Source organism: Chelativorans sp. ZYF759 (genome assembly GCF_012911015.1).
Classification (GTDB): Bacteria; Pseudomonadota; Alphaproteobacteria; order Rhizobiales; family Rhizobiaceae; genus ZYF759.
In genome coordinates, this window is the sequence record NZ_WVVV01000001.1 from 317,561 (window position 1) to 341,012 (window position 23,452).

A 23,452-nucleotide genomic window follows, 5' to 3' on the forward strand; every position below is an offset into this window, starting at 1 on the left:
ATGAGCTCTCCCTTCAAGGCATATGACATTCGCGGCGAATTGCCGACGCAGATCAACGCGGCCTTCGCCTATCGGCTCGGTCTCGCCGTGGCTGCGCTGCGCCAGCCGGATTCGGTCGTCGTCGGCCATGACATGCGGCAGGACAGTGCCGGGCTTGCCGGCGCTTTGGCGCAGGGGCTGCTCGATGGCGGCGTCGACGTCCTCCCCGTCGGCATGTGCGGCACGGAGGAGGTCTATTTCCACACCGCCGCCAGTGGTGCTGGTGCTGGCCTCATGGTCACCGCAAGCCACAATCCGGATAGCTATAACGGCTTCAAGATGGTTCTCGAAGGCGCCGCGGCCGCCACGCGCGAAAACGCGCTGAACGCGATCGAAGAGCTGGTGATGGCGGATCACCCGCTGCCGCGGGTCGCGGACTACGGAAAGCGTGGCCGGCTTGCGCCGCAGCTGGCGCGCGAGCCCTACATCCAACGGCTCCTGGAAAAGGTCGCCGGCCTGCAGCTGAAACCCATGAAGATCGTCTGCCATGCCGGCAATGGCTGCGCCGGCCCGATCATCGACCTCCTCGAAGACCACCTTCCCTTCGAGTTCATCAAGATCGACCATCTCCCTGATCCGGCATTGCCCAACGGGATCCCCAATCCCCTGCTGCCAGAAAAGCGTTCGCGTGCCAGCGAGGCCGTGGTGGCGAATGGCGCGGATCTCGGTATCGCCTGGGACGGCGATTTCGACCGCTGCTTTCTCTACGATCACAAGGGCCGCTTCATCGAGGGCTACTACCTTGTGGGCTTGATCGCGCGGGCCATGCTGCGCGACGCGCCCGGCGCGACCATCCTCTACGATCCACGGCTCACCTGGAACACCATTGACATGGTCGAGCAGGCCGGCGGCGTGGCGAAGGCCTGCCCCACCGGCCACGCCTTCTTCAAGCAGATGATGCGCGAGGAGAATGCCCTTTATGGCGGGGAGATGAGCGCGCATCATTATTTTCGTGATTTCAGCTATTGCGATTCGGGCATGCTGGCCTGGCTGGCCGTGGTTGCCGAGCTTTCTGCGTCAGGCGCATCGCTCGCCGATCTTGTCGAAGACCGGATTACGGCGTTCCCCTGCTCGGGCGAGATCAATTTCACGGTCGCCGACGCCAACGCGGTACGGGACCGCATCGCGGATCATTTCATCAAGCACGATCCGAAGGTGGAAATGATCGACGGGTTGAGCATGGATTTCGGCGACTGGCGCTTCAATCTGCGGGCGTCGAACACGGAGCCGCTGTTGCGCCTCAACGTGGAAACACGTGGAGACAGGAAGCTGCTGCAAGCGAGCGTGGCCGACTTGTCCCGGCTGATCTGTTTGAGACCATAAGACCGGTCACGCTAAAGGGATTTCGGAATGCAGCCGAACCTGGCTGCATTCCTTTAAGCTGGATACTGCCCGCTAAACGGCAGAGCTCTGCTTTAGGCTACCTGTGCCGCTCTCACAGTCCCGGTTGCGTTCGGGGATCTTCTCCCTGGCGATGTATGAGATTTAGCTTTTTGAACTCGAAATGCCTCGGTCCGGGGCTTGGAGCGGCAAGCGCTTTGTTGAAATCGATAGCAGCGCCGGTATATGCTCGCATGATCGAAAGGCCCAGAGCCTGCGCCATTCTGGTCGGAAATGCATAGGCAATCTGCCGAGAGCATTCCATCGGCGATCCTTCGAGGCGTCATCCATCCGGCAATCCCTGTAGGCGGGCAATCATGTCCATCGTCAGCTGGGGCCGGTAACTCTCTGATGTGGCGGCGCAGCTGAACAGACTTATTCATGTAGCCATCATTATCAATGGCGAGCGCAGGATTCAGAGCGGGGCGAAGTCTTCGCGCAGCCCCGACGCCGCGCGACCGCCGGGCGTCGGATCCCCGGCTTTCCCCGATTGAGCTGCAACGCTTTTACAGAGCTTTGAATCGCTCCGCCCCGCAAACGGCGTTTCATGGAGTAATGGGGGGAATACCAGACAGGAGATGCAAACGGCGTTTGATTCGGGCACCGGGGTAGCGGGCCAGAGGCTCCGCATCCATCGGGCTGAGCAGTCGATGCCCGGCATCCTGACGGCCACGCCAAGGCGAGAGGAACCGAAGGCTTTGCTCGGCCGACGCACCCGCCATCTTGAGAGGCGGACGCCGATGCTCGCTCAGTCGGCCTCCTCGGTATCGCCCGGCGGCTTTGTCCAGATCTTGCGCTGGAACCGCCAGCCTGCCTCATAGCGATCCATGATCTCGACGATGACACGTTCGCATTCGCTGCGTTTGAAGCCGCGCGCGACCAGCCGGGTGATAAGGTTCTCGATGAGATTGTTCAGCTCCTGCTCGCGCCCATGATTCAAGTTCTCCGTGATCGCGAAGTGCAGAAGCTCGCGGGCGAAGTCGTCCCGTCCAGGCGTCCTTTCTTTCTTCTTCTTCTCCCGCAGCGCCTCCTGGCGCAACCGCTGCTTCTCCAGCCTTCTCCGGCGGCGCTCTTCATTCGTCTCGTCGGTCATCGATCCCCCTTCCCCGGCTTCTCGCCACCATGGGCGGGCAAAGATTGCCAGACCGCAAACGCGGTTTGCACATGGTCTCGCTTTTCACGCCATCTGAATCGGGTATCTCGATCCGGGAATCGCCGACGCCATCATCTGCAACGCCATTCCACCAAACGGAATCAGCTGCCGAGCTTTCAGAATCGCCAGCTCCGTCATCTGAATCGCTGGGCTCTGATCCTGAATCGATGTCCCGGGATCGGAATCGTTTGCCACGGCATCTGAATCGCCAATCTCGATGCCTGAATCGGAACACCGCAAATTATCCTGATTTGAATCCCCGTGCCCGCACGTCATTTCGACATGGCGGCGGCGAACACCGTTTTATGAATCGGCGATCTCAAGAGCTGCAACGGCAGCACCGAGATCGGAATCCCGTTACCGCAAATCATCTCGATTTGGATCAATGTGTCCGCATGGTGTTTCAGGTTGAGATGCCATATCTCCCGCCCCGTTCCGAGCCGCGCTCACGGCGACCAGCCCTGCAGCCGCTGCCTGAACCGGTCGAGGACCTTGCTCAGTTCCCTGCCTTCCAGCGTGCGCTGCCGGGCGACCTCCATCGCAAGCTCGGTGAGCGCTGCGGTGTGGTCCTCGATGATGATCCTGGCAATGGCATCGGCTTCCTCAAGCCGGGCGTAGACCCGGTCGGCCAGGTCCCGATCGTAGGAGAGCTGCGAAGATGGATCGGATACCGGGCGGAAGATCAGCGGCTGCGCGCGGCCAAAACCGAGCGAGGTTTCGAGCGAGATCGCAAGGGCGGTCGCACGTGCGAGATCGCTGTCAGGCGCGCCGCCCGATCCCGACAGGGCCTCGCCGAAAAAGACGATCTCGGCCCTGCGTCCGGCAAGCAGCGTGGCGAGGTCCTCCATGGCCTGGCGTTCCGACAGCACGACATCATCATTGCCGCTGAAACGCACGAAGCCGCCGCCGCGGTCCTCCAACGTGATTATCTCCACCGCGCCTCGCCGTCCCAGTGCCAGGTGCACAAGCACATGACCGCATTCATGAACGGCAAGCTGCCAGCGCAGATCGTCGGAAAGCTTTGGTCGACCGGCCGACAGCAGTTCCTCGATGTCCTGCCAGGTGAGGTCCCGCCCGGCCCGGCGCGCCCTTCCCCTTGCCTCGCGCACCAGGCGCTCAACATCGGCCCCGCTCATGCCGACAGCCTGGCGGGCCAGCGGCCGCAGGAGATCAAGTGCCGGGTCGTGCTGCCGGGAAGGCAAATGATCGGTCCCTGGCGGCATGATGTCCTGCCTGCCTTCTCTCGTCACGCTCATGCGTCGTCCCTCCCCCGTCCGGCCGGACGGCCAAGGCGATACCAGTTCGACCGCGTACGGGCCCAGTGACCGTCATCGGACATCAGCAGAAGATCCGAGGTCACGATCGACCTGCCCTCGCCCGGCAGGGTCGGATGGTCGGTTGTAAGGCCCATCAGGCAGGGAGCAGGCCTGATGCCCTGCACCCAGCTGTCCAGCAGCGCGACAGGGCGCTCGAGATCCTCGACCGGCACGCCGCGCTCGATCCTGGCGAGGTCCGAGACGAGCCTGCACAGCCGCTTCAGTTCGGCGTCGAGTTCTTCACTCTGGGCGGGACGGCCGACTGTGAATCGCAGCACCATGTTCATGCTCCTCTTGGGGATTTTTTGCGCGGACCGGCATCTCCGGTGGCATCGCGGTGAACATTGTCGTGATTGTCAGATGGCAGAGCAGCAGGACGGTCAGTAGCCGATGCGGGCGGGAATCCGTTCCGGACGGCCGAGCGCTGGGCATCCGGCGGCCGCGTTGCGATCACGCTGGCGAAATCATTTGCCAAGTGATGGCGCAGGATGCCTGCGAGCGCGTCGATATCGGGCGGCGGGATGCGGATGTGGGTCTCAAGCCGTCCCGACCTCAGCAATGCCGGATCGATGACTTCGGGATGGTTGGTTGCCCCGACGATGACGATGCCGGAGGAGCGGACCGCACCATCGAGAAGCTCCAGCGCCTTGTTGACGATGGTGTTCCAGTAATCATCATACTCCTTGCCCTGCCCTCTTCGGCCAATCCCGTCGATCTCGTCGATGAAGAGAATGCATGGGGCATGCTCACCCGCCTCATCGAAGGCAGCCTTCATCCGGCGAACGACGTCGCCAAGATAGGAGGCCTCCAGCCAGGTCGAGACCGAGGTCGCAATCAGCGGCACTTGGAGCGTGTTGCAGAGCGCCTTGGCAAAGCTGGTCTTGCCCGTGCCGGGCGGCCCGGACAAAAGCAGTTTTGCGCTCAAGGCCGACCAGTCTAGCTGCCCGGCCTGCCAGAGTTCCAGATCCTCCTTGAGCGCCATAGCCCAGCTGGACGCCGTCCCATATCCATGCAGGCGTTCGACCATCGGCACGAAGGGATCGCGGGCTATGGTGTCGGACGAGACCGGCCTGATGATGTCGCTGCCTGAGCCTTGAACCTTCTGGTTGCGGAAGGGCGACTTACCGGAACCGGAGCTGGATCCTGATCCCCATCCACTCTTGTCGCGGCTGGAGCTGTCATCCTCGTCATGTTCCCTGCGCCGTGCCGCACCGAGATGGACCAACACCTCGACGGCTCGGGCGTGGCTGATGCCCGACCGGATGGCGAGCGGCAGATCGAAGAGGGAGAGATACGCACAGTCGGCCTCAAGCTGATCAAGCGATACGTCACGCGGCAGAGGGCCGAGCACCTCCTGCATCACGCGGGCGATCAGATCAGTGGAGATCGGCCCGCATTCGAGATCGAGGCTGGCCGACACCCTGAGGGCTGTAGGAATACGCTCCGCCTTCTCGGCCACGCCCAAGAGTGGATAGCCGCTTGCCGCGGCCTGCCCCACCCGAGCGTCCATACGAGACGGGTCGTCGGCATCGAACTGACGGCCCGGGAAGAGCACCAATTTCGTGGCGTTCTCGGCAGTTCCGAACGAGACGTGCAGTCCGCGCATCTCGGGGCCGGACCCGATCGCCAGAGGTCGAGGCAAGAGCCCACCATTCTTCAGCATGATGTTGAACCGGCTCTCGAACCCGCGCACCGGACACAGGATGCTGACGACAGGCTGGCGCTCGCTCAGGATGGAGAGCACCTGATCATGGCTCAGGCCGCTGCGTGCGATGCCCTCGGCCAGAAGCAGGACCACCGCGATCTCGTCGACGGGTGGCGGCGCTGCGGAGGCCCGGATCGCGCGCACCACATCCACGACGAGTCTGGGGTCCGCATCATGGGCGGCAGCATCGCGGCCGGGGGAAGCCTTGGTCCGCCTCACGGCATTGGTGGCCGCGCCGACCTTCGCGGCAGCGAGGTCCTCGTTCTCGGCCTTGATGTCGAGCGTGATGCCCTCGCGCTTCATGAATCGCGCGATCTCGGCGCGACCAAACCCTTCGAGCTTCGCGCCAAACAACAGCTTGCGGCCCGAGGAGCGATCCGGACCCAGCTCGTCATCCTCGACAAAATAGTGCCCAACCCTCACCTGGCGGGGACGGTCCTCATCTTCCCGGTCCTTCTCTCCTTCTTCCGCCAGCCAGCGCTTGGAGATCGCGAGGTCAAGCGCGTCGCGGGCGGCTTCCCGCCGCAGCCGTTTCAGGAGGAAGTTTGCAATGCGGCTGCTCATGCCTTGCCTCCCTCAAAGACCCAGAGCGGGCGAAGTACTCTCGTTGCCTTTCTTTCCAGCTCAGTCGCGAACCGGGTCACATGCGGGGGCGCCGGCCTTTTAGCGCGCTCATCTTGCCCGTTCATGGCCGACCTCCAAATGCGGCGATGCCAACACTGACGCGGCCGTCCCACTTAAATGGAACAGCGGTGTGCGGTCTCGTGGCCGGGCCCTTGTCAATCCCATTGCGCCTGTCCCGTTTGTCCCAGTCGCTATCCACATCGCCCATCTCCGTACGAGGTGGCGACAGGGACTGGTTTCCGGGCATCGGAACTGCAGCCCGATCTGCACCGCATGCCATTGCCCCGACCACAGCCCTGCAGCGCTCCAGCATGAACTCGCGGATACGTGCACCGTAAAGGCGGCGCAGCACGACGATGGCCTCAAACGCCCCTTCGATACCCAGCAGGCTATCGAGATTGGTGAGCGCAAAGATAGCCTTGGCATGATCGGCTGGTTCGCCCGAGCCATCCACGATAGCGATCTCGACGCGCTCGACGGCGGGTGCATCGCACTCGCGCTCAAGCCAGTCGCGGGCAACAAGGGCTGCAGCCATCATCCTGGTCCGCAGTTCAAGCAGCACCTTCGGCTTGTGGGACAGGACACTGCGCTTGATATCGAGGATCAGTGCCCGGTGCTGATGGGCGTCGACCACCAGAAGGTCGGGGCGATAGAACTCGCGCGTATGGACCTCCGAGTTGAGCCGCAATGCCGAGGCCTTCGACCAGTCGTTCCGCCGCAGGAAGGCCTTGGCCTCCGGCAGCACGGGCAGCGGGGTTTCGAGTGGCACGACGGTGAGGTCGTTCCGGCACGCGCAGATCGCCTTAATGCCGCGCTCAAGCAGGCTCCCTTCGAGCGTCGTGGCCGAGCGGATCGGCGCCAGCAGCTCTTCAAAACCCTCGAATGCAGGATCGGGTTTTGCCGGGCAGGCGAGCACCTGCGAGACCGTGTCGTCGACCAGTCGGTGGAACACGGGCAGCAGCCGATCGAGATCGGCATGCCCCGAACCAGGGGAAGCGGCACCGGAGCGGTCGCCGTCACGGCCGTCGACACAGTTGGCGGCATGGTCGCGTGTGGCAATGCGACAGGAGGGTCGAAAAGTATCCATATTGAACTCCTAGGAAGGTGACGAGACCGAACAGAAATGACGATCGGCGATCCGCGCTTGCGGACGCCAGTCACAGTCCGGACAGAGTTTGCCCGGCGATCTCGATTGATGTGCTGGATGTGCTGGTGCGCTGCCTGCGTCAGGCCGCCAAAGCCGATGGCCGGGCAGCACCACCGAGGTCGGCCTCGGCCTTCGCATCGGTGGCGCTCACCTGGCCACAATGGCCTGACGCCGCCGAGGCATTTGCCTCCACCGGCTCCGCGGCAATTGCCTCGGCGACTTTACCTGCGTGGCAGATGCAATGGCGCTCATGCAAGACCAGCAGCTCTTCGGCCTGCCGCGCCCGTTCCTCGGCCCGGGCCGCCCGCGCCTCGGTGGTGTCGAGAATGTCCCGGATCGTGGAGACGATCAAGCGGCGACGCGCTGCGGTCGACGCGATGCCAGCAAGGCCAGACCAGCGAGCGGCTAACGAAGCGCGAGGAGTTGATGCGGCCTCCCGGGCAATGGCCACGCGGGCGGCTTCGGTCTCGGACTCGCCGGCGCGAACGGCGGATGCCGGGGCGCAGTCCGGCTGCGTCCCAGCATCAAGCTGGGGGATCTCGAAGGCGGTGCCTTCACTGGGTTCGGAATTGCGGGTAACGGTGTTCATAGCCCAAGGCCTTTCTCAAGAAGGTGGCGGGTCAGGCCTTCGCCGGTGTTGGTAGCACCGTCGGAGGCCGACTTGGCTCCGAGCTGATCCCGAAGCCGCCAGAACCATGGCAGGATCCGAAGCGGATCTGAGCCCGGCAAATTTGCTGAGCGATCGGATGGTTAACGCCGGGCTCTCATCTCTGGTAGAAAGGTCTTCGACTTTTCACCGCCGCGCACAGGTTGTTGAATGGCAGCCGCCTGACCGCTTGTATGGTAATGCCAAGAACCGGCGTGCCCTACGATGTCAACGTAGAGGCCTCTGTTGTGATGTCGGTAAGCTGGGGGCGAGCGGCTAGGGTCAGCGCATGTCCCGCACGTTCACCCCGCCGCAACGATACCGGAGATCACACGGAATGACCGAACTTCTTGTCTGCCTGCGCTGAGCAGTGCCATACGCCATCCGCCCTCACGGCGCATGCCCGAGTGTTGACGCGCAACCCGGCCGGTGGCCCGTCTCACCCGAATTCGAACCAGACCGGCTTGTGGTCGGATCCATCCGCGTCAAGGTCGACCCACGACGATGTGAGCTTGTCGGCGATGCCCGGCCAGACGAAGCCGTAATCGATCCGCTTCCACAATGCGCGGTCCTCGGGGGCCTTGGGCTCGATCCAGGTGATGTCTGGACGGGTTCCGGCGCGTTCGGTGACGGCAAGGGCGGCATCGACGGCGAGGTCGGCGATCCGGGCAGAACCGAATTCGGGATCGGGCCGGCCGGCAATCTCGGCATATTCGCGGCTGTCCTGCAGCATGTTGAAGTCGCCCATCAGCACGTAGGCCTCCGGGCAGGGCGGCTCGGGAAAGCCGTTTTCGGAAGCGCCCGTCACCGCTCCGCCCTCCATCCCATAACCCGTCGCGCGGTCCATCAGGAAGCGCGCCTGGCGCTGGCGCTCCTCCGGCACGCGGTGGTCGAGATGAACCGAATAGAACCGCACGGGGCCCAGCAGGGGGGTGTCGATCACCGCCTCGAGCGCGCCGCGCTGCAGGTTGAGCGTCCCGAAGGAACGCCGTCTCGGCAGGAGCAGGTTGCGCGAGGTGGCAATGGGCGTGCGCGAAAGAACCATGTTGCCAAACTGGAAAAACACATCGACTGCCCTGCCATCCTTGAGATGGGAGCCCATGTCGATGTCGAAATTCGGCCCGAAGACGGCGAAATAGTCGGGCAGCAGGTCGCGGATCTCTGCCACCATGTCGCGCCCGCCATTCTGCGGGTTGTTGCGGCTGACCTCCTGCAAGGCGATGACATCGGCGCCCCGCACGCGCTCGACAATGCGGGTAATGTCGTAGCGCCCGTCGAGTCCGATGCCGTACTGGATGTTATAGGTGACGCATTTCATGGGCTGCCCCTGCCGATTGCGGTCTGCACGCCGATCCTGTATCGCTCGCGCGGCCTTCATGACGAAGGTCAAGACCAGATAGACGACGAAGCTGTCAATCCGATGAAGTTCCTCGATCAGGCCAAGGTCTATATCCGCTCAGGCGACGGAGGCGCAGGCTCCGTGTCGTTCCGGCGCGAGAAGTTCGTCGAATTCGGCGGACCCGACGGCGGCGATGGCGGTCGCGGCGGCGACGTTTGGGTCGAAGCCGTCGACGGCCTCAACACGCTCATCGACTACCGCTACCGCCAGCATTTCAAGGCCGACACCGGCCGCCACGGCATGGGCCGCAACCAGACCGGCGCCAAGGGCGCCGACGCGCAGCTCAAGGTGCCGGTGGGTACGCAGATCTTCGAAGACGACAACGAGACGCTGATCTGCGACCTGACGGAGGTCGGACAGCGTTTCCGGCTGGCGGCCGGCGGCAATGGCGGATTCGGCAACCAGCATTTCAAGTCGTCCACCAACCGCGCGCCGCGCCGCGCCAATCCGGGCCTCCCGGGGCATGAGCGCTGGATCTGGCTGCGCCTGAAGCTGATCGCCGATGCCGGGCTCGTGGGACTGCCCAATGCCGGCAAGTCGACCTTCCTTGCCACGGTGACGGCGGCCAAGCCGAAGATCGCCGACTACCCCTTCACCACGCTGCACCCCAATCTGGGCGTCGCGCGCATCGACGCGCGCGAATTCGTCATCGCCGACATTCCGGGCCTGATCGAGGGAGCGCACCAGGGCGCGGGCATCGGCGACCGGTTTCTGGGCCATGTCGAGCGGACGAGGGTTCTGCTTCACCTCGTCTCGGCGCGCGAAGACGATCCGGCGGTCGCCTACCGCACCGTGCGCAACGAGCTTGTCTCCTACGCCCACGGACTGGCCGAAAAGCCGGAGATCGTGGCGCTGAGCCAGATCGACATCCTCAACGCGGAGGAGCGGGCCGAAAAAATGGCGGCGCTTCAGGCCGAATGCGGCCAACAGGTGCTCGCCTTGTCAGCAGCGACCGGAGAGGGCGTCGAGGCCGTGCAGCGCGGCCTGATGGACAAGATCGCGGCCGCCCGCCAGACTGAGGCCGGCCCCGCCGAGTCCGATCAGAGATGGCAGCCGGAAGGCTGATCCGATGTCGTTCCTGCCCCTTTCTTCGCATCGCCGCATCACGGTGAAAATCGGCTCGGCCCTCCTCGTCGACCGCGAGAGTGGGCTGAAGCGCGACTGGCTGGCCTCGCTCTGCGCCGACGTGGCTGGGCTGCGCGCGGCGGGCGCGGAGGTTCTCGTCGTCTCGTCGGGCGCGATCGCGCTCGGCCGCAACGTGCTGGGTCTCGGACGCCGCGCCCTGAAGCTGGAGGAAAGCCAGGCGGCGGCGGCAGCCGGGCAGATCGCGCTTGCCGGCGCGTGGTCCGAAGAGCTTGCACGCAAGGGTCTCAAGGCCGGCCAGGTGCTGGTGACGCTTGGAGATACCGAGGAGCGGCGCCGCTATCTGAATGCGCGGGCCACCATCTCAACGCTGCTGAAGCTTGGCGCGGTGCCGATCATCAACGAGAACGACACCGTCGCGACGAGCGAAATCCGCTATGGCGACAATGATCGGCTCGCCGCGCGCGTCGCCACCATGATGAATGCCGACCTTCTGGTCCTGCTCTCCGATATCGACGGCCTCTACGACCAGCCGCCGGCCGGGAATCCAGACGCCCGTTTCCTGCCGGTCGTCGAACGCATCACGCCGGAAATAGAAGCAATGGCTGGTGCGGCGGCGTCGGAGCTGTCGCGCGGCGGCATGCGCACAAAGCTCGACGCCGGCAAGATCGCAACCCAGGCAGGGACCGCGATGCTCATTGCCTCGGGGACACGACCCAATCCGCTGGCCGCGGTCGACCGTGGCGCGCGCGCCACCTTCTTCCAGCCGTCAGATACGCCCGTGCGCGGCTACAAGAGCTGGATCGCCGGGCAGCTCGAGCCGGCAGGGCAGCTCGTCGTGGACGAGGGCGCGGCGCTTGCGCTGCAATCGGGCAAGTCGCTGCTGCCCGCAGGCGTCACCAGCGTATCGGGTGCATTTTCGCGAGGTGACACGGTTGCCATTCTCGACACCGAGGGCAGGGAGATCGGCCGCGGCCTGATCGCCTATGATCATGCCGATGCGGCCCGCATCGCCGGGCTGCGTTCCGCCAACCTGGCGGCCGTACTCGGCTACCAGCCTCGCGCGGCGATGATCCACCGGGACGACCTCGTCATGCAGCGCGGCTGAAAGTCCGCGCGACAATTCTCTACCGGCCCAGTCATGTTTTTAATTGACGGACGCCGCATCATGCGCTTGATGTATGTCACTGGTACCTGTTTCAGTCGCGACCGGCACGCGCCCTTTGCCATCTGCGGCCGAAACACCATATGCGTAACGAGTCCAGGACCCGTCGCGTTCGGCGGGGCAAGAGCGAGCCATGCTGGTCTGCCATTGCAATCTGATTACGGAGAAGGAAATCGAGGCGACGATCCTCGATCTCCTGTCGGCCGACCCCTGGCAGCTCATCGTTCCCGCAAAGGTCTATCATGCCATGCGCAAGCGTGGTCGATGTTGCGGTTGTTTTCCCAACGTGGTCGAGACTATCATCCGCGTAACCGAGGATTATCACCTCCGGATGAACCATTCCGAAGGGGATGTCGTTACATTCCTCGACCGAGTGCGCGGGTTGCGTACGCATGATGGGAGAACATTGAATGAAGGGCGATCCGAAAATCATCGAGCGGCTTAACGAGGCGCTCTTTCTCGAACTGGGTGCGGTGAACCAGTACTGGTTGCACTACCGCCTGCTTGAGGACTGGGGCTACGGCAAGCTCGCCAAGAAGGAGCGCGAGGAATCCATCGAGGAGATGCACCATGCCGACAAACTCGTCGAGCGCATCATCTTTCTCGAAGGTCATCCGAACCTCCAGAAGGTCGGCGCGCTGCGCATCGGTCAGAACCTGAAGGAAGTTCTGGAAGCCGATCTGGCCGGCGAACACGACGCGCGCAATGCCTACAAGAAATCGCGGGAAATCTGTCAGGAACTCGGTGACTACGTCACCATGAAGCTGTTCGAGGAACTGCTTGCCGACGAAGAGGGGCATATCGACTTCCTCGAAACCCAGCTGGACCTCATGGAATCGCTCGGCGAAGAGAAATACGCCCTGCTCAATTCCGTTTCCGCGGACGAGCAGAAATAGGCTTCAGACGATATCCGAGACGGCAGCGCCAGCCAGCGCCTTGCGAATGAGCCCGACGAGTTGCCTTCCCGCCTCGTCGGGTTTCGCATTGTTGGCAATCTCGATGGCGCCCGGTACCCGCCCGGCCTCGCCGGACAGGCGTGACAATCGGTCCAGGATCTGTGCGCGCGTTTCCCTGCCGCGGGCGGCCAGCCGGTCGGCGAGGATTTCGGGCTCGGCCGTCACCAGGACGACCGATACGTTCGCATAGCGTTCCCGCAGTTGCGGCAGCGCGGCCCGCGACAGATTGCCCACCACCGCCATGCCGGCTGCCATGTGCCTGTCGATTTCAGCGGGCAGCCCGTAACTCAGGCCATGGGCGTGCCAGCTGACCGCGAAGGCTCCCTCCTTGCTCGCCTTGTCGAACTCGGCTTGGCCGAGTGTGTCGTGGTTTTCGCCGCCGGCGGCGGCCGAGCGCGTCACGACGCGGCGCACGAAATGGATTTCGCGTTCGTTGAGCAGCTCTGCGCGCGCGAAATCGAGCAGTGTATCCTTTCCGGCACCCGACGGCCCCACCACCGCCACGAAGCAGCCGGAGCGCAACGGGAAAGGCTGTGCGGCCTGTTCGCGCTCGATCAGGGCCGAGACCATCATGCGACGCGGCGCCCCTCGCGCCAGACGGAGCGGACGACGGGGACGTGATGGTCGAGGCGGACCCGCACCAGATCCGCCCGCTTGCCGGTCTCGATCGCGCCTCGATCGGACAGCCCGACGGCCGCGGCGGGGTTCCTGGAAACCATGGCCACCGCCTGAGGCAGAGAGATACCCTCGACGACCTCGCCGAGATGAAAGGCCGATTGGATGAGGCTGAAGGGAATATAGTCGGAGGACAGGATGTCGAGCGTGCCGGCTTCCGCCAGATCGCGGGCCGACACGTTGCCCGAATGGGAGCCGCCGCGCACAAGGTTCGGCGCGCCCATGAGGACAGCCATGCCGGCTTCCTTCGAGGCACGGGCAGCCATGGTGGTCGTCGGAAACTCGGCAACCCGCACGCCCTGCTGCCTGGCCTCTTCGACATGATCCAGCGTCGCGTCGTCGTGGCTGGCGAGGATGATCCCCCGCTCGGCGCAGGCCGCCGCGATTGCCTCGCGGTTGGGGATGGAATTCTTCTGAGAATCAGCGACCCGCTTCTCGCAGAAGGCGCGGAACTCCTCTTCAGACATCTTCAGCTTGCCCATGTAGTAGATCTGGTAGGCCTCCAGCCGGGCAAACTGCCGCTGGCCGGGCGCGTGGTCCATCAGGGACGCAAGTTTCACGCGGTCGTCGCCATCGAACATCGCGAAGCATTCGAGACAGTCGGCTGCAGAAACCTCGCAGCGCAGGTGGATGAAATGATCAGCGCGCAGCCGGTCGGCTTCCACCCCGTCGCGGATGGCATCGCCCAGCCGGCGCATGTCGTCGGGTCGCATCTCGCCATCCTCGTCGAGGCCGATGCGCAACGCGTCGAAGACGGTCGTGATTCCGGCCGTCGCCACCTGCGCGTCATGTGCGAGGACAGAGGCGATGGGGTTCCAGCGTACTTTGGGGCGCGGGGAGTAGTGGCCTTCGAGATGGTCGGTGTGCAGTTCCACGAGCCCCGGAACGACAAAATCGCCCTCCATGTCCTCGCCGACGCGCGAAGACCCCGACCAGATGTCAGCGATCACGCCGTCGCGGATCGCGACGGCGCCCTGGACGACTTCGTCAGGCAACACGATGCGGGCGTTTCGGAGCGTCAGTTCGGTGGTCATGGAATCAGGCGGACTTTCTTTGATGCGTGGGGCCGATGGTGCGGGCGGTGTGAACCAGGAACGGCGCGCCGGCTTCCGGCTCGACAAAAAGTGCCAGCGTGTCGATGGACAGCGGCGTATCCAAAAAAGCGCCGAATGTGTGTTCGATGGCGCGCGACACACGCGGAGAGTCGGTCGGGGTCACGCGTCCCGACAGGGTCATGTGGAAGCGAAACTCGTCGAACACGTAAGGATAGCCCCACCCGTGCAGGTTCCGCAATTGCCCGGGAGAAAGGGCTTCGGGGTTTCGCCGTGCGAGTTCGGCTTCGGTCAGCGGTGCGCGGAACGGCTCGAAGCTCTTGACGACATCCGAGGCCAGCGCATCGAGCGCAGGCACGGGCTCGCCTGGAACGAGGGCAAAGAAGCCCGACATCCGGGCCAGGGTCATGCGGGGTATGAATACCGGCTCGCGCGCCTCGCAGAAAGCGTCCAGAGCCGACAGCAACTGTTCTTCGGACTGGTCGGCCGCAAGGCGAAATGGCGCCTTGAGCGTGGCGTGAAAGCCGTAGCGGCGCGCCGAGGCCGTATGGAAGGCGATCTCGGCTGCCGACAACCCGCCCACGGCGCCTTGCGGCCGCACGGTCCCGCCATAGGCATCGCGGCCGAGCCACTCGGCGGCGATTCGGCCCAGCGGCGCATCCCGCGCGGGCGTAAAATAGACGGCATAACGCATGTTCTGGCCTGTTGGATCGGCGGCCGGCGCGCGCTCAAGACGTCCGGACGATGCTCCGACCTAGGTGATTTTCATGACAGAATGAAGAAAGACGGGCCGATGGCAAGGCCCGTCGCCTTTCAATGTGCCGCCTGGCCGATGTAGCGCGCGCGGATGAGGCGCGAGGCCCAGTCGATGATGGCGATGACGATCAGCACGTTGAGCACGACGAAAGCCACCTGGTCGTAGAGACCGGCACGGAAACGCTCGATGATGATCATGCCGATGCCGCCCGCGCCCACGATTCCGAGGATGGTGGCACTGCGGGTCGAACTCTCGAAGAAATAGAGGGACTGCGAGATGAAGACCGGCATGACCTGCGGCAGATAGCCGTAGCGGATCGTCTTGAGCGGCCCGGCCCCGGTGGAGCGAACGCCCTCCACCTGCTTGCGGTCGATGTTTTCGATCGCCTCGGCATAGAGCTTGGACAGCGTGCCCATGTCCGAGATGAAGATGGCCAGCACGCCGGCCAGCGGGCCGAGACCCACGGCGCGCACGAAGACGAGGCCCCAGACCAGCTGGTCGACACCGCGGAAGACGTCGAGCACGCGCCGTACGACCTGACGCAGGAAGCCGAAGGGCATCGTGTTGCGCGCGCCCAGGAAACCGATGCCAAGCGCCGCACAGCTGCCCAGGAAGGTGCCCAGGAAGGCCATGCCGATGGTCTGGCCGATGCCGACATAGATCTGGCCGTACATCCATTCGTCCATGTCACGCCAGACGAAGAAGGACGACAGCAGGCGCCAGGCGCGGTCGGAAGCCGAGAAGAGCTTGTAGACCTCGAAGAACCACAGCGAGCCGACGACATAGGCGATCACCGCAGCCCAGATGCCCCAGAAGACGACGTCGGAGCGCAGGGTGGGAAAGGCGGAGGAATGATCGCGGCGCACCGCGTCAATTTCCGCCTGCGAGAAGGATGCAAAGGATGGCGTCGTCATCGGGCGAAGGCCTCCTTGCCGATGAAGAAGGTGCGCATGCGCTCGGAGATCAGATCGACCACCGTGACCATGAGCACGACTAGGATCAGCACGGCGAGCACGCGATCATCGGAATAGAAGGAGATGACGTGGTAGAGTTCCTGGCCGATGCCGCCGGCCCCGACGAAGCCGACCACCGCGGATGCCCGCACGTTGATCTCGAAACGCAAGAGCGTGTAGCTGATGAAGTTGGGCATCACCTGGGGCATGACGCCGTAGCGCATTTCCTCGAACCAGTTGCCGCCGACCCCCCTGATGCCCTGGACGGGGCGCCCCGAGGCGTTCTCGTTGACCTCGGCGAACATCTTGCCGAGCGCGCCTGCGGTATGGATCGCGATGGCCAGCACGCCGGCCAGCGGCCCGATACCCACCATGAAGACGAAGACCAGCGCATAGAGGATTTCCGGCACGCCGCGGAAGAACTCCATGACCCGGCGCGTGATCCAGTAGACCGCGCCGTTCGGGGCCAGGTTGCGGGCTGCGGGGAAGGACAGGAGAAACGCGATGGCGGCGCCGATGATCGTCCCCGTCAGCGCCATCAGGACGGTCTCGAACAGAAGCCGGACATATTTCCCGATGTCGGAGTACCAGTAAAGCAGCGAGCCAGCGGGCGCGCGGCCCGCCTCGTTTCGGCCCTCGAAAAGCACGTCCCACTGCAGGCTGGGCAGGATCGTCCCGAAATACTCGAAGATGCGCGGGAGCCCGGCGGCAAGCCGGTCGGGAAAGAAGCGCGACACGTTGATCGAGAAAGCGAGCAGGAGGAGGAACCCGCCCGCAAACAGCAGGTTCATGATGAGCTTCTGGCGTCGCAGATCCTTGCGATGCTGCTCGAAATCGGCGACGGGGTCGCCGCCGCCAAGAGTTGTGACCGACATGGTTTGCGACCTGCTATTCGGCGGCGAGGCGCAGATTGGCGCGCTTGCTCTCGGTGCCCTTCAGGGCGGTCGAGGTGACGCCTTCCGAAAAGGCCTCGTCGGCTTCCGCGCCATAGATCTCGCGCGCCTTGGCGTCCGTCAGCTGCGGCGGGGTCCCGTCGAATACCACCTTGCCGTCCAGCATGCCGATGATGCGATCGCAATAGGAGCGCGCCGTGTCGAGCGTGTGGAGATTGCAGAGAACGGTGATTCCGTCTTCCTGGTTGATGCGGCGAAGGGCATCCATGACGAGGCGGGCGTTCATGGGATCGAGCGATGCGATCGGCTCGTCGGCGAGCATGATCTTCGGCTCCTGCATCAGCGCGCGCGCGATGGCGACACGCTGCATCTGCCCGCCCGAAAGCGTCTCGGCCTTCTGCAGCGCGGTCGGCGCCATGCCGAGACGGTCGAGCGCCCGGATCGCGAAGGCGCGCTCGGCTGCCGAGAAGATCGAGAACATCGAGGTGAAGATGTTGTGATGGTAGAGCCGGCCGGTCATCACATTGGTGATGACATCGAGGCGGCCGACCAGGTTGAACTGCTGGAACACCATCGCGCAGCGCGAGCGCCATTCGAGCAGGTCCTTGCCCTTGAGCGCGGAGATGTCGCGGCCCTCATGCAGCATCTTGCCGGAGGTCGGATCGTTCAGCCGGTTGACCATGCGCAGGAGCGTCGATTTGCCGGCGCCCGAGCGCCCGATGACGCCGACCATCTGGCCGTCGGGAATTTCGAGAGTGACGTCCGCCACGGCGGATTTGGCGCCGAAGGACTTGGTCAGGTTTTCGAATTGCAGCATTGTGATCTCCGATCGCGCTCGGCCGTTGCGGCTCGTTGACGGGCCTGTGGCGCTTCCCCGGTGTTCTTTTTGTGTGCCATGCGAAAAGGGGCCGTGCATGGCACGGCCCCTTCAGAACTGGTCAGCGCGAGCCGGCGACTTCCGCCTCCCGCATGGCGACAATGCCAGCGAAGAAATCGTGGTCCACCGCGACCCAGCCCTGACCCTCGCCGAAGGAGATCGAGCGATAGCATTCGGGGTCGTTCTCCAGCTGATTGGCGAGCAGCCCGGTGACGATATCCTTGACCTCCTGCGGCAGGCTCTTGGCGATGACGACCGGACCATTCGGGATAAGCTCGGATTCCCAGATCACCCGGATGTCGTTCATGTCGAGGAGGCCGTTGTCGACCATGCGGCGCAGGTTGCCGCGGCTGTAGCCTTCCGAAGGCTCGCCCTGACCGGAAGTCCAGGTAACGCCGGCGTCATACTGACCTTCCAGTACTGCGATAACCGCCTGCTCATGGCCACCGCCGAAGCCGGTGCGGCTAAAATAGGTATCGGGATCGATGCCGGCGGCCTGAAGCTGTGCACGCGGCACGAGATAGCCCGAGGTGGAGTTGGGATCGGCCCAGGCCAGCGAGTGGCCTTCCATGTCTTCGAGCGAGTGGATGTCGGTGTCGGCGCGGGTATACATGGCCGCGATGTAGCCCAGCGACCCATCGGCCTCGGCCGACACGAAGACCGGCTCGACGGCCTCCGGATCCTGCAGATAGATGGCCGCGTATGCGGAGGCCCCGAGCGCGCCATATTCCAGCTGGCCGGCAACGAGACCCTGGATCACGCCGGCATAGTCGGGCGCGGGGTACATCTCGACGGGAATGCCGAGGGCTTCTTCGAGCGTCTCCCTCCAGCACTCGTTGTTGCGCAGGCGGTCCGACTCGTTCTCGCCGCCGAGAAGGCCGATGCGAAAGACGGGAAGATCGTCGCGCCAGTCCGCCTGAGCCGTGGCTGCGAAGGCGGAAACGGCGATGGCCAGGGCGGCCGTACCGGAAACAAGTCTCTTGAGCATGTGTGGCTCCAACGCTTGAGGTCGTGAGGACAAAATCGTTCGGGCAAGGCGGAAGAGCCACCCGACGCGTAAAGCCCTAGCGACCTCTTGCGACAAGGCGTTGAAGCATTTCGGACAGTTCGATGACAATTCACAGCCGCAGCCTCGGCGACTGCGCAGGCAGTGGGCAATGTGCTCAGCCGCCGTGCTTTTCCAGAAAAGCGTCGATGGTCAGGGTCCGGAAGTCGTCGAGCGCGCCGCGCAGGCGCAGATGATCCCAGTCCCACCAGGACAGTGCCTGAAGGCGCTCCGCCACGGGCGGCTCGACGCGGCGCCGGATCGGCCTTGCGGGAACACCGCCGACGATTTCGTAGGGCGCGACGTCCTTCGTGACCACTGCGCCTGCCCCCACCACCGCGCCGTTGCCGATGGTCACGCCCGGCAGGATCGTCGATCCGTGACCGAGCCAGGTGTCGTGACCTATGCGCACCCGGTTGGAGCGCCGCCAGTCGAAGAATTCCTCCTCGTTGGCCGCGTCCGCCCAATAGTCGGCAGCGCGATAGGTGAAGTGGTGTTGTGTCGCCCGCCAGGTGGGATGGTTGGTGGCATTGATGCGCACGGCGGCGGCGATGTTGGCGAATTTGCCGATCTCGGCGCACCACACGCCGCAATCCTGCATCATGTAGGCATAGTCGCCGAGTTGCGTTTCGTGGACGCGGCAGCGCTCGGCGATCTCGGTGTAGCGGCCGAGCGTCGAGCCCGACACCTCGGCGCTCGGGTGGACCAGCGGCGCTTCGGAAAGTCGCGTCATGCCGCGCTCGCCCGCGGGGCGAAGGCGGTCACGTCGACGATCCGGTCGGCGACGGCCTCCCGCATCTCGCCATCGTGGAAGATGCCGAGCAACGCCGCGCCGGCCTTTTTCTTCTCCGCGATCAGTTCGGCCACCACCTGGCGGTTGGCCGCATCCAGCGAGGCCGTCGGCTCGTCCAGCAACAGCACCGGATGCTCGGTGATGAAACCGCGCGCCACGTTCACGCGCTGCTGTTCGCCCCCCGAAAAGGTCGCCGGCGGAAGCTGCCAGAGGCGTTCGGGAAGGTTGAGACGCTCCAGCAGCCCTGCGGCCCGCTCGCGCGCGGCCTGCTGGTCCACGCCGCGGGCAATGAGCGGCTCCGCCACCACGTCGAGTGCCGGAACGCGCGGAACCGCGCGCAGGAACTGGCTGACATAGCCGACCGTTTCGCGGCGGACTTCCAGCACCATGCGGGGATCGGCGGACACGATGTCGATGAGACGCTCGCCATGGGAAACGATGATCTGTCCGGAATCGGCGGCGTAGTTGCCGTAGATCATCTTCAGGATCGAGCTTTTGCCCGCGCCGGAGGGTCCGCCCAGCACCGCGCATTCGCCGGCTGCCGCCGAAAACGAGACGTTCTCCACCACCCCCAGGCGGATACCGCCGCGCAGATGCATGGTGAAGGTCTTCGAGACGTCGGAGAGGACGAGGGGGGTCGGCATCGTCAGACCTGCAGAATCGAGGAGACCAGAAGCTGGGTGTAAGGCGCATGCGGATCGTCGAGAACGCGGTCGGTCAGGCCATGCTCGACCATGCGGCCATCCTTCATGACGATCATGCGGTCCGACAGGAGCCGCGCCACGGCGAGATCGTGGGTGACGACAATCGCCGCCAGCCCCAGGTCGCGCACAAGCCCGCGCAACAGGTCGAGCAGGCGCGCCTGCACGGAGACGTCGAGACCGCCGGTCGGCTCGTCCATGAAGACGAGACGGGGATCGGTGACGAGGTTGCGCGCGATCTGCAGGCGCTGGCGCATGCCGCCGGAGAAGGCGCGCGGCTGGTCGTCGACGCGGTCAGGCGCGATCTCCACCCGCTCCAGCCAGTCCACGGCGCTGGCGCGGATGTCGCCATAGTGCCGATGACCGAGCGCCATGAGCCGCTCACCGACATTGGCGCCGGCCGAGACCGTCATGCGCAGGCCATCCGCGGGGTTCTGGTGCACAAAGCCCCAGTCGGTGCGCATCAGCACCCGCCTCTCGGCCTCGCTCATGCGGTAGATGTCCCGCCACTCGCCGTCGCGCATGCGGTAGACCACACTGCCCGAAGACGGCATGAGGCGCGTCGACAGGCAGTTCAGAAGCGTGGTCTTGCCGGAACCCGATTCTCCCACCACCGCCAACACTTCGCCGGGCCAGAGGTCGAACGACACGTCGGCGCAGCCGATACGCTGGCCGTAGGACCTGGAGACGGAACGGACCTTCAGCAGCGGCGTGTCGGCGCTCATCGGCTCTCCTCCGCGGCGGCGCGGGTCTCCTCGCAATGATCCGTGTCGGAACACACGAACATGCGCCCGCCGCGATCATCGAGGACGACCTCGTCCAGATAGACGCCCTTCGACCCGCACAGCGCGCAGGGCTGGTCGAATGTCTGGATCTCGAAGGGATGATCCTCGAAGTCGAGGCTTTTCACCCGGGTAAAGGGCGGCACGGCGTAGATGCGCTTCTCGCGGCCAGCCCCGAAGAGCTGCAGCGCGGGCGACATATGCATCTTGGGATTGTCGAATTTCGGCGTCGGCGAGGGGTCCATCACATAGCGGCCCTCGACCTTGACCGGATAGGCATAGGAGGTCGCGATACGGCCGTGGCGGGCAATGTCCTCGTAGAGCTTCACATGCATGAGGCCGTATTCCTCCAGCGCGTGCATGGTGCGGGTCTCGGTCTCGCGTGGCTCCAGGAAACGCAGCGGCTCGGGGATCGGCACCTGATAGACGAGCACCTGGCCGGCCCCAAGCGGCTTTTCGGGAATGCGGTGGCGGGTCTGGATGATCGTGGCATCCGCCGTGCGGGTCGTCACGGCCACGCGGGCCACTTTCTCGAAGAAGGCGCGGATGGAGACCGCATTGGTCGTGTCGTCGGCACCCTGGTCGATCACCTTCAGAACGTCATCGGGACCGATGATGGATGCCGTGACCTGCACGCCGCCCGTGCCCCAGCCATAAGGCATCGGCATTTCGCGGCTGGCAAATGGGACCTGGTAGCCCGGTATGGCGATCGCCTTCAGGATGGCCCGCCGAATCATCCGCTTCGTCTGCTCGTCGAGATAGGCGAAATTGTAGGTCGTCGGATGCGCGTTCATGCCGCCGCCTCCCTTGCCTGCGCGTAGCGGGCGAGGCGTTCCGACAGGGTCCCCGTGTGCAGTTCGAACATGTGATTGTCGTCGTCGTAGAAATAGAGCGACAATCCTTCGCCCTCCACGCGCGGCCGGGGCGGCTTCATGTCGAGGCCGAGCGAGATAATGCGCTGTCGGTATTCCTCGACATCGGCCTCGTCGATCTTGAAGGCCACGTGGTTGTAGCTGCGTGTGGGAAGCGGCTCGCCTTCCATGATCGCGATCCACACATCGGCCGCCAGGAAGAATTTTTCCCGGCTCAGCGAAAAGGCTTCGTCTTCGCTCGAATAGACCTCCTGCGCACCCAGCACCCCGGTGAGAATGGCGCTCATCCGGTCCAGGTCGCGCACGATGAAGGTCATGTGGGAAAGGCCTTCGATCATTCCGCCGCCTCCCGGCTCGGGCGGTCCGACGGTCGCTTCTCGGCCTCGCGGCGCATCCGGCGGACCAGGTCGAGCTCGGCCTGGAAGTCCACGTAATGCGGCAGCTTCAAATGCTCCACGAAGCCGGTCGCCTGGACATTGTCGGAATGGGAGATGACGAATTCCTCGTCCTGCGCGGGTGCCGTCAGATCCTCGCCCAGCTCGCCGGCGCGCAACGCCCGGTCGCAGAGCGACATCGCCATTGCCTTGCGCTCCGACTGGCCGAAGACCAGCCCGTAGCCGCGCGTGAATTGCGGCGGTGCTTTGGCCGATCCCTTGAACTGGTTGACCATCTGGCATTCGGTGACGCGGATGCGGCCGAGCGGCACGGGAAAATCCAGTTCGGCCACTTCCAGCTCGAGCTCCACTTCGCCGATGCGTATCTCGCCCACGAAGGGATGCGAGCGTGCGTAGCCGCGCTGGGTCGAATAGGCGAGCGCCAGCAGGAAGCCCTCGTCGCCCCGGGCCAGTGCCTGCAGGCGCGAATCCCGCTCGAGGGGGAATTCCAGCGGTTCACGCGTGATGTCGCCGGTGCGCCGGCCTTCGGCCAGGTTGCCATCCTCCTCGATGAGGCCTTCGGCCGCCAGGATATCGGAGACGCGCGGCATCTGCTCTTCCGGCGCCTCGCGGCGCTCGGGCGATCGGCCTTCGGCGTCGCCGGCCAGTTCCGGATCCAGCAGGCGGTGGGTGTAATCGAAGGTTGGGCCCAGCAACTGCCCGCCCGGCAGATCCTTGTAGGTGGCCGAGACACGCCGCTCGATCCGCATCGCGGCGGTGTCGACCGGATTGGTGTAGCCAAAACGCGGCAGCGTGGTGCGGTAGGCACGGACGAGGAAGATCGCCTCGATCATGTCGCCGCGCGCCTGCTTCACCGCAAGCGCCGCGAGTTCGGGGTCGTAGAGGGAGCCTTCCGCCATCACCCGGTCGACGGCCAGCGCCAGCTGAGCGACGATCTGGTCGAGCGTCAGTGCCGGCACCGACCTGTCGCCCCGACGGCGATCGTCGAGCAGCCGGTGGGCGTTGCGGATGGCGGCCTCGCCGCCTTTCACCGCTACATACATG

General features: G+C 64.5%; 25 protein-coding genes. 5 read left to right on the plus strand and 20 right to left on the minus strand.

Annotated features, from left to right (window positions below; genetic code table 11):
- Window positions 1–1,362, plus strand: coding sequence for a phosphomannomutase (locus tag GRZ55_RS01290; RefSeq protein WP_169285065.1), 1,362 nt, complete (start codon window positions 1–3; stop codon window positions 1,360–1,362).
- 805 nt (window positions 1,363–2,167) lie between these two features.
- Here the strand turns inward: GRZ55_RS01290 and GRZ55_RS01295 are convergent.
- The 7 genes from GRZ55_RS01295 to GRZ55_RS01325 all read right to left on the minus strand — a co-directional run bounded on the left by GRZ55_RS01295 (window position 2,168) and on the right by GRZ55_RS01325 (window position 9,328).
- Window positions 2,168–2,512: a hypothetical protein gene (locus tag GRZ55_RS01295; RefSeq protein ID WP_169285066.1), complete on the minus strand. Its 345-nt coding sequence runs from the start codon at window positions 2,510–2,512 to the stop codon at window positions 2,168–2,170.
- Between the two features lie 506 nt (window positions 2,513–3,018).
- Window positions 3,019–3,828 carry an ATP-dependent Zn protease gene (locus GRZ55_RS01300; RefSeq protein WP_169285067.1) on the minus strand — a complete coding sequence of 270 codons (810 nt, stop codon included), beginning with the start codon at window positions 3,826–3,828 and terminating at the stop codon, window positions 3,019–3,021.
- A complete protein-coding gene (locus GRZ55_RS01305) occupies window positions 3,825–4,169 on the minus strand; it encodes a DUF6634 family protein (protein WP_169285068.1) in 345 nt (114 codons plus the stop codon). The genes GRZ55_RS01300 and GRZ55_RS01305 overlap by 4 nt, the downstream gene beginning before the upstream one ends.
- Window positions 4,170–4,171: 2 nt before the next feature.
- Window positions 4,172–6,157, minus strand: a complete 1,986-nt coding sequence (locus GRZ55_RS01310; RefSeq protein ID WP_169285069.1) for an ATP-binding protein — start codon at window positions 6,155–6,157, stop codon at window positions 4,172–4,174.
- Between the two features lie 121 nt (window positions 6,158–6,278).
- A complete protein-coding gene (locus GRZ55_RS01315; RefSeq protein WP_169285070.1) occupies window positions 6,279–7,169 on the minus strand; it encodes a hypothetical protein in 891 nt (296 codons plus the stop codon).
- 274 nt (window positions 7,170–7,443) lie between these two features.
- A complete protein-coding gene (locus GRZ55_RS01320) occupies window positions 7,444–7,953 on the minus strand; it encodes a hypothetical protein (protein WP_169285071.1) in 510 nt (169 codons plus the stop codon).
- 496 nt (window positions 7,954–8,449) lie between these two features.
- Entirely contained in the window at window positions 8,450–9,328 is an 879-nt protein-coding gene (locus tag GRZ55_RS01325; RefSeq protein ID WP_169285072.1) for an endonuclease/exonuclease/phosphatase family protein, read from the minus strand.
- Between the two features lie 102 nt (window positions 9,329–9,430).
- Here GRZ55_RS01325 and obgE point away from each other — a divergent pair, with 102 nt between their 5' ends.
- The 4 genes from obgE to bfr all read left to right on the plus strand — a co-directional run bounded on the left by obgE (window position 9,431) and on the right by bfr (window position 12,553).
- Entirely contained in the window at window positions 9,431–10,474 is a 1,044-nt protein-coding gene (gene obgE, locus GRZ55_RS01330; protein ID WP_169285073.1) for a GTPase ObgE, read from the plus strand.
- A 4-nt stretch (window positions 10,475–10,478) separates the two neighbouring features.
- Window positions 10,479–11,600 carry a glutamate 5-kinase gene (proB, locus tag GRZ55_RS01335; protein WP_169285074.1) on the plus strand — a complete coding sequence of 374 codons (1,122 nt, stop codon included), beginning with the start codon at window positions 10,479–10,481 and terminating at the stop codon, window positions 11,598–11,600.
- Window positions 11,601–11,790: 190 nt separating this feature from the next.
- Entirely contained in the window at window positions 11,791–12,102 is a 312-nt protein-coding gene (locus GRZ55_RS01340; protein WP_169285075.1) for a (2Fe-2S)-binding protein, read from the plus strand.
- Window positions 12,068–12,553 (plus strand): bacterioferritin, encoded by a 486-nt coding sequence (gene bfr, locus GRZ55_RS01345; protein ID WP_169285076.1) that lies wholly within the window; start codon window positions 12,068–12,070, stop codon window positions 12,551–12,553. The genes GRZ55_RS01340 and bfr overlap by 35 nt, the downstream gene beginning before the upstream one ends.
- Window positions 12,554–12,556: 3 nt before the next feature.
- On the opposite strand, the gene phnN is transcribed toward bfr, so the two are convergent.
- From phnN to GRZ55_RS01410, 13 genes are all read right to left on the minus strand, one after another.
- Entirely contained in the window at window positions 12,557–13,186 is a 630-nt protein-coding gene (phnN, locus tag GRZ55_RS01350) for a phosphonate metabolism protein/1,5-bisphosphokinase (PRPP-forming) PhnN (protein ID WP_169285077.1), read from the minus strand.
- The gene (locus GRZ55_RS01355) at window positions 13,183–14,322 is read right to left on the minus strand and encodes an alpha-D-ribose 1-methylphosphonate 5-triphosphate diphosphatase (protein ID WP_169285078.1); all 1,140 of its coding nucleotides are present in this window, start codon (window positions 14,320–14,322) and stop codon (window positions 13,183–13,185) included. Before GRZ55_RS01355 ends, phnN begins: the two co-directional genes overlap by 4 nt.
- 4 nt (window positions 14,323–14,326) lie before the next feature.
- On the minus strand, window positions 14,327–15,034 hold the full coding sequence (locus tag GRZ55_RS01360) for a DUF1045 domain-containing protein (protein WP_169285079.1): 708 nt from the start codon (window positions 15,032–15,034) through the stop codon (window positions 14,327–14,329).
- A 119-nt stretch (window positions 15,035–15,153) separates the two neighbouring features.
- Complete coding sequence (gene phnE, locus GRZ55_RS01365) at window positions 15,154–16,011, minus strand: phosphonate ABC transporter, permease protein PhnE (protein ID WP_169285080.1); 858 nt, start codon at window positions 16,009–16,011, stop codon at window positions 15,154–15,156.
- Window positions 16,008–16,925: a phosphonate ABC transporter, permease protein PhnE gene (phnE, locus tag GRZ55_RS01370; protein ID WP_169285081.1), complete on the minus strand. Its 918-nt coding sequence runs from the start codon at window positions 16,923–16,925 to the stop codon at window positions 16,008–16,010. The genes phnE (GRZ55_RS01365) and phnE (GRZ55_RS01370) overlap by 4 nt, the downstream gene beginning before the upstream one ends.
- A gap of 13 nt (window positions 16,926–16,938) precedes the next feature.
- On the minus strand, window positions 16,939–17,760 hold the full coding sequence (phnC, locus tag GRZ55_RS01375) for a phosphonate ABC transporter ATP-binding protein (protein ID WP_169285082.1): 822 nt from the start codon (window positions 17,758–17,760) through the stop codon (window positions 16,939–16,941).
- Window positions 17,761–17,881: 121 nt separating this feature from the next.
- Window positions 17,882–18,808, minus strand: a complete 927-nt coding sequence (phnD, locus tag GRZ55_RS01380; RefSeq protein WP_169285083.1) for a phosphonate ABC transporter substrate-binding protein — start codon at window positions 18,806–18,808, stop codon at window positions 17,882–17,884.
- A gap of 175 nt (window positions 18,809–18,983) precedes the next feature.
- Window positions 18,984–19,598, minus strand: a complete 615-nt coding sequence (locus GRZ55_RS01385) for a DapH/DapD/GlmU-related protein (RefSeq protein ID WP_169285084.1) — start codon at window positions 19,596–19,598, stop codon at window positions 18,984–18,986.
- Window positions 19,595–20,302 carry a phosphonate C-P lyase system protein PhnL gene (gene phnL, locus GRZ55_RS01390; protein ID WP_169285085.1) on the minus strand — a complete coding sequence of 236 codons (708 nt, stop codon included), beginning with the start codon at window positions 20,300–20,302 and terminating at the stop codon, window positions 19,595–19,597. The genes GRZ55_RS01385 and phnL overlap by 4 nt, the downstream gene beginning before the upstream one ends.
- Window positions 20,303–20,304: 2 nt before the next feature.
- Window positions 20,305–21,084 carry a phosphonate C-P lyase system protein PhnK gene (phnK, locus tag GRZ55_RS01395; protein WP_169285086.1) on the minus strand — a complete coding sequence of 260 codons (780 nt, stop codon included), beginning with the start codon at window positions 21,082–21,084 and terminating at the stop codon, window positions 20,305–20,307.
- Complete coding sequence (locus GRZ55_RS01400) at window positions 21,081–21,935, minus strand: alpha-D-ribose 1-methylphosphonate 5-phosphate C-P-lyase PhnJ (protein WP_169285087.1); 855 nt, start codon at window positions 21,933–21,935, stop codon at window positions 21,081–21,083. The genes phnK and GRZ55_RS01400 overlap by 4 nt, the downstream gene beginning before the upstream one ends.
- Window positions 21,932–22,351, minus strand: a complete 420-nt coding sequence (gene fosX / locus GRZ55_RS01405) for a FosX/FosE/FosI family fosfomycin resistance hydrolase (RefSeq protein WP_169285088.1) — start codon at window positions 22,349–22,351, stop codon at window positions 21,932–21,934. Before fosX ends, GRZ55_RS01400 begins: the two co-directional genes overlap by 4 nt.
- On the minus strand, window positions 22,348–23,451 hold the full coding sequence (locus tag GRZ55_RS01410) for a carbon-phosphorus lyase complex subunit PhnI (protein ID WP_169285089.1): 1,104 nt from the start codon (window positions 23,449–23,451) through the stop codon (window positions 22,348–22,350). Before GRZ55_RS01410 ends, fosX begins: the two co-directional genes overlap by 4 nt.
- Between the last annotated feature and the right edge of the window lies 1 nt (window position 23,452).

Coding starts and splice junctions, on each gene's coding strand:
- GRZ55_RS01290 (WP_169285065.1), top strand. CDS start 1: ATGAGCTCTCCCTTCAAGGCATATGACATTCGCGGCGAATTGCCGACG.
- GRZ55_RS01295 (WP_169285066.1), bottom strand. CDS start 2,512: ATGACCGACGAGACGAATGAAGAGCGCCGCCGGAGAAGGCTGGAGAAG.
- GRZ55_RS01300 (WP_169285067.1), bottom strand. CDS start 3,828: ATGAGCGTGACGAGAGAAGGCAGGCAGGACATCATGCCGCCAGGGACC.
- GRZ55_RS01305 (WP_169285068.1), bottom strand. CDS start 4,169: ATGGTGCTGCGATTCACAGTCGGCCGTCCCGCCCAGAGTGAAGAACTC.
- GRZ55_RS01310 (WP_169285069.1), bottom strand. CDS start 6,157: ATGAGCAGCCGCATTGCAAACTTCCTCCTGAAACGGCTGCGGCGGGAA.
- GRZ55_RS01320 (WP_169285071.1), bottom strand. CDS start 7,953: ATGAACACCGTTACCCGCAATTCCGAACCCAGTGAAGGCACCGCCTTC.
- GRZ55_RS01325 (WP_169285072.1), bottom strand. CDS start 9,328: ATGAAATGCGTCACCTATAACATCCAGTACGGCATCGGACTCGACGGG.
- obgE (WP_169285073.1), top strand. CDS start 9,431: ATGAAGTTCCTCGATCAGGCCAAGGTCTATATCCGCTCAGGCGACGGA.
- proB (WP_169285074.1), top strand. CDS start 10,479: ATGTCGTTCCTGCCCCTTTCTTCGCATCGCCGCATCACGGTGAAAATC.
- GRZ55_RS01340 (WP_169285075.1), top strand. CDS start 11,791: ATGCTGGTCTGCCATTGCAATCTGATTACGGAGAAGGAAATCGAGGCG.
- bfr (WP_169285076.1), top strand. CDS start 12,068: ATGAAGGGCGATCCGAAAATCATCGAGCGGCTTAACGAGGCGCTCTTT.
- phnN (WP_169285077.1), bottom strand. CDS start 13,186: ATGATGGTCTCGGCCCTGATCGAGCGCGAACAGGCCGCACAGCCTTTC.
- GRZ55_RS01355 (WP_169285078.1), bottom strand. CDS start 14,322: ATGACCACCGAACTGACGCTCCGAAACGCCCGCATCGTGTTGCCTGAC.
- GRZ55_RS01360 (WP_169285079.1), bottom strand. CDS start 15,034: ATGCGTTATGCCGTCTATTTTACGCCCGCGCGGGATGCGCCGCTGGGC.
- phnE (WP_169285080.1), bottom strand. CDS start 16,011: ATGACGACGCCATCCTTTGCATCCTTCTCGCAGGCGGAAATTGACGCG.
- phnE (WP_169285081.1), bottom strand. CDS start 16,925: ATGTCGGTCACAACTCTTGGCGGCGGCGACCCCGTCGCCGATTTCGAG.
- phnC (WP_169285082.1), bottom strand. CDS start 17,760: ATGCTGCAATTCGAAAACCTGACCAAGTCCTTCGGCGCCAAATCCGCC.
- phnD (WP_169285083.1), bottom strand. CDS start 18,808: ATGCTCAAGAGACTTGTTTCCGGTACGGCCGCCCTGGCCATCGCCGTT.
- GRZ55_RS01385 (WP_169285084.1), bottom strand. CDS start 19,598: ATGACGCGACTTTCCGAAGCGCCGCTGGTCCACCCGAGCGCCGAGGTG.
- phnL (WP_169285085.1), bottom strand. CDS start 20,302: ATGCCGACCCCCCTCGTCCTCTCCGACGTCTCGAAGACCTTCACCATG.
- phnK (WP_169285086.1), bottom strand. CDS start 21,084: ATGAGCGCCGACACGCCGCTGCTGAAGGTCCGTTCCGTCTCCAGGTCC.
- GRZ55_RS01400 (WP_169285087.1), bottom strand. CDS start 21,935: ATGAACGCGCATCCGACGACCTACAATTTCGCCTATCTCGACGAGCAG.
- fosX (WP_169285088.1), bottom strand. CDS start 22,351: ATGATCGAAGGCCTTTCCCACATGACCTTCATCGTGCGCGACCTGGAC.
- GRZ55_RS01410 (WP_169285089.1), bottom strand. CDS start 23,451: ATGTATGTAGCGGTGAAAGGCGGCGAGGCCGCCATCCGCAACGCCCAC.